Genomic DNA, 12937 nt, shown 5'->3' on the forward strand with positions numbered 1-12937 from the left:
TCCGGCTTTAGTGATTAACGACACTGACGAGTCTAGTTTTTCTGGGCGTTTTGGGAGCTTTGGTTTCCCGCGGCCGGAGGAAGCGCGACGACGGGTTTCCCGACCGGTCGACACCGGATCCCGGGCGGGTGCTTTCCCTTGCCGTGCGGTGCTTTTGGCTGATCGAAGCGGCAACCGGGTGGCTGTTCCCGGAAACACCAGTACGGGTGAACCTCAGCTGCTACTGTCCTTCGGCGGTAACAGAAGTAACGAGGGGGCCCGCGATGTCGGCATTTACGCAGGTGGCAGCCCGCCGTGCGCTAGGGGAGGCGCACGTGCGACGCCGTCTGCCTGTCTGCCGCATCGCGGTCGGTTGAAGCGGGGAACGACGGAATGCTCTACCGCGTCGGTTCCAATGTGCCCGCCATCCGGACTCAGCCGGATGCCGCGAGGCGATTCGACCGTCCCAAGTACCTGGGGGAATCGTGACGTCACCGCAGAATCCGGCGTCCGCGCCGGAGCCCGCGGGCTTCGACGCGCAACAGGTCGGTCCTGGCGGACGCCATTCGGACGCACCGCGCGGCTCGCTCGGCGAGCCGCCCGCACCTGGAGGTGCCCGGACCGCACCGCGCCCGATGCGCTTCGACCTGCGTGCCGAGTTCGCGGCCATGACCGGCGAACCGCACCCGTTCGCGTTCTGGCAGCGCGTTGAGCAGCTGCCGGAGCGCTTCGAGCAGGAGCAGCGCAGACAGCTCCAAGCCACCCGCCCGGCGCCGGACCGCCAGAAGCCGCCCGCGACCGGGAAGTCCACGCTGTCCGGCGACCTCGGCGGCCCGGCCGAACCGGAGCTCTCCGGATCCCTGGACGGCGACCTGCCCGCGCCGCCGCCCCGTCCCAGCGCCATGAGCGGATCCCTGACCGGCTCGCTGGCACCCGAAGCGCCGCTCGGCCCGCCGAGCGGCGCCTTCGCCCAGCCCGGACCGGATGGTCCGCGTGCCGAGCCCGGCCCGCCGCCGCGTCGGGAAGGCCCGCCACCGCAGGCCCCGATCGACGGCCCGCCCCCGCGCCGCGAGGGTGCGCCGGACGGTCCGCCGCCGCGCCGCGAGGGCGCCTCCGACGGTCCGCCCCCGCGCCGCGAGGGCGCCTCCGACGGTCCACCGCCGCAGATGGGCCCGCCGAGCGGTGCCTTCGCGCAGGTCGGACCGGATGGTCAGCCGCCACGTCCGGACGGCCCTCCGCCGCGGCGCGAGAGTCTGCCGCCGGGGCCGGACGAGCTCGGCCCGCCGATCCGGGTGGGTCCGCCCAGCAGACCCATCGGCAAGCTCCGTCCGGACGGTCCGCCGCCCAACGATGCGCTGTCGCAGCCCGGACCGGATGCTCCGCCGCGGCACGAAGCTCCGCAGTCGCGCCCGGACGGCCCGCAGCCGGGCCCCAACGGCGAACCGCCGTTGCAGACCGGTCCGCCGAGCGGTGCTTTCGGTCAGTTGGGCGCGGATGGTCCGCCGCCGCGCCCCGACGGCCCTCCGCCGCCCGCGCCCGACGAGCCGCCCCGGCACGAGGCCGGGCCCGACGGCCCGCCGAGCGGCCCGTTCCCGGCTCCGCCGCGGCCCGATGCGGCTCCGCCGCACGCTCCTGCTCCGCAGGCCGACGCTCCGCTCGACGGCCCTCCGGGCCGTCCGCTGCCGCCGGACGCTCCGCCGTCGGCCGGTCCCCGCTTCGCGGGTCCGCCTCCGGCTGAGCTGAACGGCCCTGCTCCGCAGGGGCCGCCGGGTGCTCCCGCCGTTGGCGGTCTGCCCCCGCGTCCGCCGGTCGCTCCGGGTCCGCCGCCTCCGGCGCCGGACGGTGCTCCGTCCGCCGGTCGGCCGCCCGGTCGTCCGCCGCAGCCGGCTCCGCCGCGTGCGGAGCCGCCGCGTCCGCCGGAGCCCGCTCCGGCTCCGCCGCCGAAGGAGGAGTCGCGTCCGGTTGCGGCGCGTGCGCCGAAGTTCGCGCAGCGCGCCGACGGCGGGTTCGGGCCGATGGGCTCGTCCGGTGGCTGGTCGGGCAGTTCGGCGCGCGCCGGTTACGGCCGGAACACCACGTGGTCGGCCGACGACTTCAAGGAAGAGCGTCGCAACGACAACGACCTGCAGGTCGGCTCCGGCTACAAGCCGGGCGAGAGCGGGAGCAACGTCGTGCCGCAGTTCCTGATCGAGGCCGACGAGCTCTTCGACGACGACGAGGGCGACGGCGGCAGCCGTCTGGTGGCGCCGCCGGTGCTCGGCGAAGCGCCGTCGAGCTACCGGGACTTCTAGCGCGGGCACGGCCGGTGCGGGTCGATGGGCCGACCCGCACCGGCCGCTGCACCCAGACTCGAAATGAGCGTTCGATGGTCGAGACGATCAACTTGTCGATCCCCGCGGTCGACGTGCTCGGTGAGCAGTTGAACCTCACCGTGCGGCAGTACCCGTTCGAGCTGCCCCGGATCGGGGAGCTGGGCGAGGACCGCAACCGGCTGGTGCAGCAGGTCTGGCAGGAGCTGGAGTCCACCGGTCTGGCGAGAAACGGGCGTCCGGAGCCGGAGGTCGAGGACGCGCTCTACCTGCTGTGCAGCTCCGAGGTGTCGATCGCGGCGGCCGGTCTGCTGGACGTGCGCGCCGGACATCGGCTGGCGGCGCGGGTGGTGGCCACCGGCGAGGTCGGAGTCGTCGGCGTGCTCGACGGCCGCGGGCTGCGGATGAGCTTCCTGGCGCCGGACGCGCTGCCGCGGGCGTGCGCGGACCTGCTGCCCGACGCCCCCCTGGGCACGGAGGGCCCGGTGCGCGCGGTGGCCGATCGCAGCAGCGGGCATCCGACCGACGCCGACATCGACGGCCTGGCTGAGCTGCGCGCGATCACCTCGCGCCAGAAGTTCCGCCTCGGCCACTTCGTGGTCAGCGGCGACCGCCGCAACGGCCCCCGCCAGCCGAACCTGATCTGGTTCGACAACGAACAGGGCCGCTACGCCCTCCAGGGCGAACGAGCCGAAGGCCGGGACGTGGTCACCTGCGGCCCGGCCGACAAGCGAACCATCGCAGGCCAACTGGCCACCCTCCTCGACCGCACCCGCCAGAACCACATCTGACGACACGCCGGACCATGTCGGGCCCCAACACGCCGACACCTGTGGAACCCCGGTGCACCGGACGACGGTCCGCGAGGTCCTCGGGGCCGCTGTTCGGTGGGGCTAGCTCGGGGCTCGGGAGTTACAGTTTCAATTGAAACTGTGATCCGTCGTGGGTGGGATTTACAGTTTCAATTGAAACTGTGGTTCAACGGAGCCCTGCGGGCCTCACCGGATGGGAGGCGCGCGCCACGGCTGGGTGCGAGGAAGGTGACCGTTAGGGCAGGCTGGGGGGCGTGACCCAGGAGCGCCAAGCCGAGATCGTCGAGCAACCGGACGACCGCGATTCGTTCATGCGCTTGCTCGGTGGTCGGGCCAGCGCGATCGACGCGATGCTGCCGCCCGTCGCCTTCGGCCTCGGGTGGTACCTCGGCGGCGAGTCGATCGCCGTCGGCAGTCTCGCGGCGGTGGTGATCGGAGCCGTGGTCGCGGGCTGGCGGCTGTCCCAGCGGGCACGTCCGCTGGCGGTGTTGATCAGCCTGCTGGCCGTCGCGCTCGGTGCGCTCATCGCGCTCTACACCGGGGACGCGGTGGACTTCTTCCTGCCGCGGTTGGTGAGCAACGCGCTCAGCGCGCTCGTCTGGATGACCAGCATCGCGATCCGGTGGCCGTTGCTGGGCGTGGTGGTCGGGACGGCGCTCGGCCAAGCGCGGCGGTGGCGCCAGGATCCGGACCTGCTGCGCGCGTACAGCCGGGCGAGCTGGGTGTGGGTCGGTCAGTACGTGGTGCGGCTGGCGGTGTTCATCCCGCTCTGGCTTGTCGATTGGATCGGCCCGCTGACGATCGCGCAGGTGGTGCTGACCTGGCCGCTGGTGGCGGTCTGCGTGGCGGGCAGCTGGTGGGTCGTGCGCCGGTCGTTGCCCGCGGCGCACCCGGGCCTGCGGCATCCGCGCACCCCGGAGTGACAGCCGGATTCGGCGAGCGCAGAATGCGCTCATGTCCCTCGGCAGCGTGATCACCGCGATCGTCACCCCGTTCGACGAGCAGCAGCGCGTCGACGAAGAAGCCTTCCTGTCCCTGTTCCGGCACCTCGTCGACCACGGCTCGGACGGCATCGTGGTCTGCGGGACGACCGGCGAGGCGCCGACCCTCACCGCCGAGGAGCACCTGCGGCTGATCGAGCTCGCCTGCACCGAGCGCCCGGCAGGGACGACGGTGATCGCCTCGACCGGCTCGAACGACACCGCGCACGCCTGCTCGATGAGCGCGAAGGCGGTCGAACTCGGCGCGGAGGCGGTGCTGTCGGTGACCCCGTACTACAACCGCCCGAACCGGCGCGGCCTCGTCCGCCACTTCACCGAGATCGGGCGGGCCACCGCGAAGCCGGTGGTGCTCTACAACGTGCCGTCGCGGATCGGGCTGTCCCTGGACAACGACCTGCTCGCCGAGCTCGCCCAGGTCGAGCACCTCGACTACGTCAAGCAGGCGGACAACTCCGCGCTCGCCCAGATCGATGGCCTCGGGCTGTACGCGGGCAACGACGACGGCTTCGCGCAGGTGCTCGACCTCGGCGGCTGCGGCGGCATCCTGGTGGCCAGCCACCTGGTCGGCGATCAGATGCGCCGGATGGTCGACGAGCCGGAGAACCGCGCGGAGATCGACGCCGAGCTCAAGCCGCTGTTCGCGGCCATGGGGGTGACCACGAACCCGATCCCGGTCAAGGCGGCGCTGAACCTGGTCGGTCACCAGGTCGGCGGCGTCCGCCTGCCCCTCGTCGAAGCCGACGACTCGGAGCTCGAGGTCATCCGCAAGTCCCTCGCCGACCTCAACCTCCTCTGACACCCACGACGTCAGGCTGGGAGCAGGCGGGTGTGGAGGGCAGTGGGGTCTGGGGTGAGGTCGAGGGCGGCTAGCCAGGCCGCGCCGGCTGCTCCGGGGCCTGCGGTGTGCGGTTCCGGGAAGCCTCGGGACGTCAGCTCGGAGCGGAGGGCTTCGCCTACCGGGTTTGCCGGGGCGACCAGGCTGCCGGCCAGGACGATCGGGGTTTGGTCGTCGGGGGTTCGGGTTTGTTCGGCGGTGTCGGCCAGTACGCGTGCTGCGTGGTCGATGATCGTCGTGGCCGTTGGGTCGGAGGCCTTGGTGACCAGTGGTGCGAGCTCGGCGAGGCGGATCGCGGGCGCTGAGTTGACCGCGCTGATCAGCTGTTTGCGCTGCGCATCAGGGTTGTCGGGGAGCAGCGCCTCGCGGACGGTCGCGGTGAGGCCGTGCAGTGGGTCGCCCCGGTCCAGGGCCGCGAGGGTGGCTCGGACGGCTTCGCGGCCGAGCCAGTAGGCCGAGCCTTCGTCGCCGAGGAGCCAGCCGTAGCCGCCGACCGTTCTGGTGAGCTGGTGCTGCTCGATGCGGGCCGCGATCGCTCCGGTGCCCGCGATCAGCACCGTGCCGCTCGGCTCCGGCGTTCCCGCCGCGAACGCCACCTCGGAGTCGCTGATCGCGCGCAACCCGCAGTCCAGGCCCAGCCGCGCCCACTCCCGCTCGAACAGTTCGCGGAACTGCGGATCGGCCATTTTGCTGACCCCAGCCATGCCGATCACGCTGGCGCGTACGCGCGCCGGGTCGACGTCGCGCAGAGCGGTCAGCGTGGCGGTGGCGATCTGCCGGACCGCTTCGTCTGCCGGGTGCGAGTTCGGGTTGCCGCCGGCTGCTTCGCCGCAGCCCAGAACGCGGCCGGACAGATCGCTGACCAACGCGCGGCTGCTGGTGCCGCCGACGTCCAACCCGAGGACCACTTCCGCATCGCGGTGCATATGCCTTTTCTACGCGTTCCGAGTGATCGGCACGACAGGAAAGCCGAACATGACCGATATCGCCAACTGCTGGATTCCGCGTTCGCGAACGGCTATACATCGAGGCATTTGCATGATCAGTCGGGGAGAAGAACCATGGTCGACCTTGCCCAATCGCGGCCCGCCGCAGCACCGTCCGAAGTGGACGAGGGGGGCCGATGACCGTCGACGCCCACCACCACCTGTGGGACCTCGACGTCCGCGATCAGCCGTGGATCGTCGGGCCCGAGATGGATCCGCTGCGCCGCGACTTCCGGCCCACCGACCTGCAAGCCGCGCTGAAGGGCACCTCGGTGGACGCCACGGTGCTCGTGCAGACGGTCTCCGATCCGGACGAGACCCCCGAGATGCTGGTGCTGGCCGACTCGGTCGACCGCATCGCGGCGGTCGTCGGCTGGGTTGACCTGACCACCCGCGACGTGCGCGAACGCATCGGACGGCTGCAGACCCACCCGTCCGGCCGCTGGCTGAAGGGCATCCGCCACCAGGTCGAGGGCGAATCCGACCCGGACTGGCTGGTCCGGCCCGACGTGCTCAAGGGACTGGCCGCGGTCGAGGACGCGGGACTGGTCTACGAGCTGCTCGTCCGCCCGGACCAGCTGCCAGCCGCGACCGAGGCGGCCGCCCAGTTCCCGCAGCTGACCTTCGTGCTCGACCACTGTGCGAAACCCCCGGTGGCCAGCGGCGAACTGCAGCCCTGGGCGGACCGGATCCGAGCCCTCGCTGCTTACCCGAACGTGGTGTGCAAGCTGTCCGGTCTGGTGACCGAGGACGACTGGGCCCAGCAACCTGATCCGGTGAGGCTCGCGCCTTACGCCGAGGTCGTTCTGGAGGCGTTCGGGCCCCACCGCCTGATGTTCGGCTCTGACTGGCCGGTGTGCCTGCTGGCCGCCGAGTACGGGCAGGTCATCGACGTGGCCAAGCAGCTGACGGCGAACCTGGATGATCGGCAGCGTTCGGCGGTGTTCGACCGGAATGCCCGAGAGGTGTACGACATCTGAGGACTTTCGCCTCTGTCAACGCCCGCGTCCTGACGTTTGCGGGCTGCTCCGATCGGCGTAGCCTGACGATGCCCGCCTTACCCCACCCCCTCGGTGAGGCGGGCCCTTCTCTTAGGTTCTTGCTCGTTTTGCGTGGCGGGGCAAGTAGCGGAACCTCAGCGCCCGCCACTTCTACATCAGCAGGTCATGGCCCGTGAGAACTTTGGGTTGTCATAGCGACTCGAAGTGTTCACGGGCTTTTGCCCTGCTGGATCAGCGGGTTTTGGTGACCTTGTTGAGGCCTCGGGGGTTGTCCGGGTTGAAGCCTCTGGCCAGGGCCAGGCCCAGGGCCAGTTGCTGGACCGGGAGGATTTCCAGGACTGGGGCCAGTTCTTCGGCGCAGGCCGGGACCGGGATTCGGTGGGTGGTCGGGACGTCCGCGGCCGCCGAGCCGATTGTGCAGACGTCCGCGCCGCGCTGGGCCACCGCTTCCAGCGGTTCGCGCATCGCCGCGCCGCCGAGTCCCTGGCTGGCCAGTGCGAGGACTGCGGTGTCTTCGTCGACTGCTGCGACAGGGCCGTGGAGGAGGTCCGCGCCGCTGTAGGAGCGGGCCGAGAGGTAGCTGGTTTCGGCCAGCTTCAGGGCCGCTTCGTGGGCCGTCGCCAGGGAGTAGCCGCGGGCCGTGGTGACCATCCGCTCCAGGAAGCGGTAGCGGCCGACCGCTTCGTCCACCGCCTGCTGGCTGGTCGACAGGGTCGTTTCGGCCAGCTCCGGCAGCTTCGCCGCCTGTTCGCCGGTGCCGCCGCGGATCGCGTCGATCAGCAGGTAGAGCGCCAGCATCGTGGCGCCGTAGGTCTTGGTCGCCGCGACCGCCTGCTCGCGGCCCGCTCGGACGTCCACCGACAGCTCGGCGGCAGAGTTCAGCGGGGAGTCGGAGGTGTTGGTGACCGCGACGGTCAGCGCGCCCTGCTTGCGGGCGGACTCGGTGACCTCCAGCAGGTCCGGCGAGCCGCCGCTCTGGCTCACCGATACCAGCAGCACGTCGGTCAGGTCTGGCTGCGCGCCGTACAGCGTGGTGGTGGACGGCGAGGTCAGGCCGGCGGGCAGTTCCAGCAGGTTCTCGATGAGGTACTTCGCGTAGAGCGCGGCGTGGTCGCTGGAGCCGCGCGCGGCGAGCAGCGCGAACCGCGGGCGGCGCTCCGCGACGGTCGCCGCGACCTGGGCGATCGCGTCCCGGGCGGCCAGCAGGTCGGCGAAGATCGCGGGCTGCTGGCGAATCTCGTCGGCCATGTGATGGCCATGGGTGGCGGTCATCGGGCCCATCCCTTCGAATCGAGGTCTAGACCAATCGTAGCCGGGACTGGTCGTGCGGCCAATCCTCGCCCGGAACTGCGACGACCGCCGCGCCGAGCTAGCCCTTCGCGCGGCACTTCCGGGATGTTCTGCATCAGCAGCGCGATGACGACCGTGGCCGCTACCATGCAGGCGGTGGACACCACGGTTCGCAGCGCGATGACCCAGAAGTCCGCGCCGCCGAGGACCTCCGCGTAGTTGTCAAAACCGGCCCAGGCGACCCGGCCACTGGTGAGCTCGCCGAGGTTGAGCTTGCGGAAGCTGGTGATGATCGCGTTCCTGCGAGCGCTCTCCAGATCTTCAATTTCCGCCCCTTCCTCCGTGGCGTCGCGGAGATGCAAGGCTTTTTGGTGTAGACCAATGCGAGTCAGGATTGTGGTGTTGCACACCCGATGTCAAGAGTCCCTGGGGTTACTGTTCATCCACGCATAAGGCTGGCTTGAGCTTCGGGAGCAGATCGCTGTCCGGCCCGGATGGCCCGGCGGCGCTAGCGGGGGAGCGCGCTTCGGGCATGCTGGTGGTCTGGACGACTTCGGCGAGGCGGCGACTTCGACGCTTCTGGGGCGGCAAGGTTCGTGGCGGTAGGAGGAACGATGCTCGAAACGTCCGTGTCCGGCGGGGCGGACTCATCGGGGCGCGCGCAACGCGAACCGAAGTACTGGGGGCTCAAGCAGCACCTGCTGGACATGCTCCGCTCGCTGCCGCCCGGATCGCCCATCCCCACCGAACGATCGCTGGCCGCCGAGTTCGACGTCTCGCGCACCACGGTGCGCCAGGCGCTGGCCGAGCTGACCGTGGAAGGCCGGCTGCTGCGAGTGCAGGGCAAGGGCACCTTCGCGGCCAAGCCGAAGGTCGCCCAGCGGCTGCAGCTGAGCAGCTACACCGAGGACATGCGGGCGCAGGGGCGCCAGCCGACCTCGCGCCTGCTGGAGGTCGTCGAGGAACCGGCCGACCCCGAGCTGGCGGCGCTGCTGGAGACCAAGGCCAGCGCCACCGTGCTGCGGCTGCGCCGGTTGCGGTTGGCCGACGGTGAGCCGATGGCCATCGAAACCACCCACCTGCCGCTGACCCGGTTCCGCGGGCTGACCCGTCAGCTGGAGTCCGGTGGATCGCTGTACCAGGTGCTGCGCGAGAATTTCGACGTCGAGATGGGGCACGCCGAGGAGACGATAGAGACCGCGCTGGCCAGCCCCGAGGAGGCGGAGCTGCTGGGCTCCGAGGTGGGGCTGCCGATGCTGCTGCTGTCCCGGCACTCCTTCGACACCGAGGGGCGCCCGGTGGAGTGGGTGCGCTCGATCTACCGCGGCGACCGGTACAAGTTCGTCGCCCGCCTGAACCCGCCGAGCTGAGCACTGCCGCCGCAACGCCGTCGAGAAGGGCACCCCGCCGCGGGGTGCCCTTCTGGCGTTACGCCGAGTGGGAGTACTCACGAAACGCGCTGATCAGGAGAAAAGCCACGCCGTCGGCCGTTCTTCGTTCTGGAGAGAGTGCGTTCTGAGTGCGTGGGAGCCATGGTCAGGCAGAAAGCGGATCAGCCGGACGAGCAGGACTCGGACGAGGAGCAGAAGGACAAGAAGATCGACATCAAGCCGGCGCAGGTCGCGGGGGCGGCCACCGCGTCGGTGACGGCGGCGTTCCTGGGTTCTCGGCTCGGGGTCGCGGGCACCGTGATCGGCGCTGGCATGACCAGCGTGATCATCACCGTCGGCGGCGCGCTGTACCAGCGCTCGTTCGAGAACGCCCGGGACAAGGCGCTGGTCGCGGCGGTGAAGGCCAAGCGCGCCACCCGAGCCCACGCCCGCCAGCTGCCTACGGAGCTGCGCAAGATGGCGGGGGTCCGCAAGTCGTCCGAGGAGACCCGCGAGGCGACGGAGCAGGCCCGCAAGGCGTTGGGGGAGACCACGCGCGTCCTCTCGCTGGACGCGACGCGCAAGGTCGACTCGGCCAAGCCAGCGACGGAGGAGGCGACGCGCCGGATCCACTTCAAGCCCGGCGTGCAGCAGTGGCCCGGCGGTGAGCAGGTCGTCGACTCCGAGGGCACCAAGCGGATCAACCTGTCGACCGCGGTGCTGGCCGCGGACGCGACCGCGAAGGTGGAAGCCCCGGTGGAATCCCCGGCCCCGGTCGACCGGCGCAAGGTCCGGCAGCGCTGGGTGATGGCTGTGGTCAGCTGCGTGGTGACGTTCGGGCTGGCCATGCTGGTCGTCACCGGCTTCGAGAGTCTCACCGGCCGCCCGCTGTCAGGCGGGGAGAGCGGCACGACGGTCGGCCGCGTGCTGGACCGTCAGCCCCGGGAGGAGGTGGCGCCGCCGCCGACGACCGAGGTCGAGAAGCCCGCGGAGACCACCACCCGCGAGTCGGCGCCGAGCACCGAGGTCCAGCCGACGCCGCCGCCCACCCAGCCGCCGTCGACGGAGCAGACCCCGACTCAGCGGCCGACGCAGCCGCCGACGACGGAGCAGCGGCCGACCGAGCAGCAGACCCAGACGGAGCAGCCGACCGAAACGGCGCCTCCGACGGGCCTGTTCAACGACCCCCGGATGGACTGAGCTCCGGTACCCGTGAGCGCTTCGGGCCGTTCCAGCGGCCCGAAGCGCTCACGGGTCTAGCTGGGCTGAACTCTGAAAACCGTTCGCAGGAACGACTATTGGGCTACCTCGATCAGGCCGAATTTCGTGCCTGATGGGGCAAGAGGTGGATGTGGGACTGGTGTAGCCCTCTGATACTGGATCGCGCGACGGGGGTTGCGAGATCCAGCTCACAAGAGGAGACATCAGATGAAGCGCAGACTCGCGGCCCGGGTGGCCGGGACCGTGGTGCTGGCAGCTGGGACGGTGGCCGCGCTCACCATGCCTGCCACCGCGACCGGATCCGCCCCGCCGGAAACCCCGGCGGTCACCCAGCTCGACGCGATGCGGCGCGACCTGGGGCTGACCCGGGACCAAGCGCTGCAGCGGCTTGATCAGGAATCCATCGCGACCCGCGCGGAGCAGATGCTGAGCCGATCGCTGGCCGGTACCTACGGCGGCTCCTACTTCGACGCCTCGCAGGGCAAGCTCGTCGTCCTGACCACCGACGAAGCACGCTTCGACGAGGTGCGCGCGGCGGGCGCCGTGCCGAAGAAGGCCGACTTCACCATCGAGCAGCTCAACGACGTGGTGGCCGGGCTCAACAGGAACAGCAGCATCGCCCCGAAGGCGGTCTCGGGCTGGTACGCCCAGGCCCGGGAGAACACGGTCGTCATCACCACCCGGCCCGGATCCGCGTCCCAGGCAGCCCAGTTCGTGCAGGTCACGGGCGTTCTCACCGAGGCCGTGCGCGTCGTCGAATCCATGGAGAACCCGCGCACCTACGCCGTGGTCGGCGGCAACGCCTACTACATCGGCGGCAACACCCGCTGCTCGGTCGGGTTCTCCGTGCAGGGCGGGTTCGTGACCGCGGGCCACTGCGGTCAGGCCGGTGCGACCACGTCCCAGCCCGACGGGAAGTTCGAGGACTCGACCTTCCCCGGCAACGACTACGCCTGGGTGAGCGTCAGCTCCGACACTCCGGAACCGCAGGTGAACCGCTACGACGGCACCGCCGTCGACGTCGCCGGCTCCACCGAGTCGGCCGAGGGTGCGTCGCTCTGCCGCTCGGGCTCGACCACGGGCTGGCACTGCGGATCGGTCGAGGCCAAGAACCAGACCGTTCAGTACCCGCAGGGCACCGTGACGGGCCTGACCCGCACCAACGTCTGCGCCGAGCCCGGTGACTCGGGCGGCCCGTACATCTCCGACGACCAGGCCCAGGGCACCACCTCGGGCGGTTCGGGCGATTGCAGCTCCGGCGGAACGACCTACTTCCAGCCGGTCAACCCGATCCTCTCGGCCTACGGCCTGACCCTGCTCACCCGCTGATCCATCCCGCACGCGAAGCGACCCCCGGTACCCAAGCCCAACCGGGGGTCGCTTCGTGGGCAGGGGTGACCCTGCTGGTCAGGGGAGGCGGTTGCGGAGTTCTCGGGCTGCTGCGCGGGGGTCTTCGGCTTCGGTGATGGCTCGCACCACCACGACGCGCTCCGCGCCCGCCTTCAGCGCTTCGTCGAGGTTGTCCGGGCCGATGCCGCCGATGGCGAACCACGGTCGGCCGTGCCCGCGGTGCTCCGCCGCGTGCTTGACCAGCTCGAGCCCGGCCGCCGGGCGCCCCGGCTTGGTCGGGGTCGTCCACACCGGGCCGGTGCAGAAGTAGTCCACGCCCGCCTCGGCCGCTGCGGCGTCGGCCTGCACTACGTCGTGCGTGGAGCGACCGATCGCGATGTGCTCGCCGATCATGCGCCGCGCGATGTCCACCGGCAGGTCGTCCTGCCCCAGGTGCAGGATGTCGGCCTCTGCGGCCAGCGCGATGTCCGCGCGGTCGTTGACCGCCAGCAGGGCGCCGTGCCGCACGCACGCCTCGGCCAGCACCTCCAGGGCCGCCAGCTCGTGGCGCGCCTCCAGCGGTGCGCCACCGGGCTGCTTGTCGCGCAGCTGCACGATGTCCACGCCGCCGGCCAGCGCGGCGTCCACGAACTCCGCGAGATCACCGCGTTCGGTGCGGGCGTCGGTGCACAGGTAGAGCCGCGCCTCGTTGAGGCGGGCGCGGATGCCGAAGCCGTCCATTCCAGGCATGCCCCACAGGGTAGCTCTGCTGCGCGCGCGAATGCGGGCTCGGAGCCGGCGTAC

General features: G+C 71.0%; 12 protein-coding genes. 8 read left to right on the forward strand and 4 right to left on the reverse strand.

The window, feature by feature from the left end:
* Nucleotides 1–464 precede the first annotated feature (464 nt).
* From ACWCO2_RS09110 to dapA, 4 genes are all read left to right on the forward strand, one after another.
* Entirely contained in the window at nucleotides 465–2270 is a 1806-nt protein-coding gene (locus ACWCO2_RS09110; protein ID WP_450127185.1) for a hypothetical protein, read from the forward strand.
* A 74-nt stretch (nucleotides 2271–2344) separates the two neighbouring features.
* The gene (locus ACWCO2_RS09115) at nucleotides 2345–3079 is read left to right on the forward strand and encodes an ESX secretion-associated protein EspG (RefSeq protein WP_450127186.1); all 735 of its coding nucleotides are present in this window, start codon (nucleotides 2345–2347) and stop codon (nucleotides 3077–3079) included.
* Nucleotides 3080–3354: 275 nt separating this feature from the next.
* Nucleotides 3355–4023: a DUF3159 domain-containing protein gene (locus ACWCO2_RS09120; protein ID WP_450127187.1), complete on the forward strand. Its 669-nt coding sequence runs from the start codon at nucleotides 3355–3357 to the stop codon at nucleotides 4021–4023.
* Between the two features lie 31 nt (nucleotides 4024–4054).
* Nucleotides 4055–4897: a 4-hydroxy-tetrahydrodipicolinate synthase gene (gene dapA, locus ACWCO2_RS09125; protein WP_450127188.1), complete on the forward strand. Its 843-nt coding sequence runs from the start codon at nucleotides 4055–4057 to the stop codon at nucleotides 4895–4897.
* An 11-nt stretch (nucleotides 4898–4908) separates the two neighbouring features.
* On the opposite strand, the gene ACWCO2_RS09130 is transcribed toward dapA, so the two are convergent.
* Nucleotides 4909–5862 (reverse strand): N-acetylglucosamine kinase, encoded by a 954-nt coding sequence (locus ACWCO2_RS09130; protein ID WP_450127189.1) that lies wholly within the window; start codon nucleotides 5860–5862, stop codon nucleotides 4909–4911.
* A gap of 197 nt (nucleotides 5863–6059) precedes the next feature.
* On the opposite strand from ACWCO2_RS09130, the gene ACWCO2_RS09135 reads away from it, so the two are divergent.
* Complete coding sequence (locus ACWCO2_RS09135; RefSeq protein WP_450127190.1) at nucleotides 6060–6902, forward strand: amidohydrolase family protein; 843 nt, start codon at nucleotides 6060–6062, stop codon at nucleotides 6900–6902.
* Nucleotides 6903–7154: 252 nt separating this feature from the next.
* Here the strand turns inward: ACWCO2_RS09135 and ACWCO2_RS09140 are convergent, their stop codons facing one another.
* Together ACWCO2_RS09140 and ACWCO2_RS09145 are read right to left on the reverse strand one after the other, a co-directional pair.
* Nucleotides 7155–8204 (reverse strand): SIS domain-containing protein, encoded by a 1050-nt coding sequence (locus tag ACWCO2_RS09140; protein WP_450127191.1) that lies wholly within the window; start codon nucleotides 8202–8204, stop codon nucleotides 7155–7157.
* Nucleotides 8192–8623: a hypothetical protein gene (locus tag ACWCO2_RS09145; RefSeq protein ID WP_450127192.1), complete on the reverse strand. Its 432-nt coding sequence runs from the start codon at nucleotides 8621–8623 to the stop codon at nucleotides 8192–8194. The genes ACWCO2_RS09140 and ACWCO2_RS09145 overlap by 13 nt, the downstream gene beginning before the upstream one ends.
* 204 nt (nucleotides 8624–8827) lie before the next feature.
* Between ACWCO2_RS09145 and ACWCO2_RS09150 the strand changes: the two genes are divergently transcribed.
* The 3 genes from ACWCO2_RS09150 (at nucleotide 8828) to ACWCO2_RS09160 (ending at nucleotide 12133) form a co-directional block, all read left to right on the forward strand.
* Nucleotides 8828–9583: a GntR family transcriptional regulator gene (locus tag ACWCO2_RS09150; RefSeq protein ID WP_450127193.1), complete on the forward strand. Its 756-nt coding sequence runs from the start codon at nucleotides 8828–8830 to the stop codon at nucleotides 9581–9583.
* Nucleotides 9584–9745: 162 nt separating this feature from the next.
* Nucleotides 9746–10783: a hypothetical protein gene (locus ACWCO2_RS09155; RefSeq protein ID WP_450127194.1), complete on the forward strand. Its 1038-nt coding sequence runs from the start codon at nucleotides 9746–9748 to the stop codon at nucleotides 10781–10783.
* Between the two features lie 228 nt (nucleotides 10784–11011).
* Nucleotides 11012–12133, forward strand: coding sequence for a S1 family peptidase (locus tag ACWCO2_RS09160; RefSeq protein ID WP_450127195.1), 1122 nt, complete (start codon nucleotides 11012–11014; stop codon nucleotides 12131–12133).
* 78 nt (nucleotides 12134–12211) lie between these two features.
* Here ACWCO2_RS09160 and thiE read toward each other — a convergent pair whose 3' ends face one another.
* The gene (gene thiE, locus ACWCO2_RS09165; RefSeq protein ID WP_450127196.1) at nucleotides 12212–12883 is read right to left on the reverse strand and encodes a thiamine phosphate synthase; all 672 of its coding nucleotides are present in this window, start codon (nucleotides 12881–12883) and stop codon (nucleotides 12212–12214) included.
* Between the last annotated feature and the right edge of the window lie 54 nt (nucleotides 12884–12937).

It is taken from the genome of Saccharopolyspora sp. NPDC002376 (genome assembly GCF_053593195.1).

Excerpts from the sequence above, each read along its gene's own strand:
- ACWCO2_RS09115 (WP_450127186.1), top strand. The coding sequence starts at position 2,345 with ATGGTCGAGACGATCAACTTGTCGATCCCCGCGGTCGACGTGCTCGGT.
- dapA (WP_450127188.1), top strand. The coding sequence starts at position 4,055 with ATGTCCCTCGGCAGCGTGATCACCGCGATCGTCACCCCGTTCGACGAG.
- ACWCO2_RS09130 (WP_450127189.1), bottom strand. The coding sequence starts at position 5,862 with ATGCACCGCGATGCGGAAGTGGTCCTCGGGTTGGACGTCGGCGGCACC.
- ACWCO2_RS09135 (WP_450127190.1), top strand. The coding sequence starts at position 6,060 with ATGACCGTCGACGCCCACCACCACCTGTGGGACCTCGACGTCCGCGAT.
- ACWCO2_RS09140 (WP_450127191.1), bottom strand. The coding sequence starts at position 8,204 with ATGGGCCCGATGACCGCCACCCATGGCCATCACATGGCCGACGAGATT.
- ACWCO2_RS09150 (WP_450127193.1), top strand. The coding sequence starts at position 8,828 with ATGCTCGAAACGTCCGTGTCCGGCGGGGCGGACTCATCGGGGCGCGCG.
- ACWCO2_RS09155 (WP_450127194.1), top strand. The coding sequence starts at position 9,746 with ATGGTCAGGCAGAAAGCGGATCAGCCGGACGAGCAGGACTCGGACGAG.
- ACWCO2_RS09160 (WP_450127195.1), top strand. The coding sequence starts at position 11,012 with ATGAAGCGCAGACTCGCGGCCCGGGTGGCCGGGACCGTGGTGCTGGCA.
- thiE (WP_450127196.1), bottom strand. The coding sequence starts at position 12,883 with ATGCCTGGAATGGACGGCTTCGGCATCCGCGCCCGCCTCAACGAGGCG.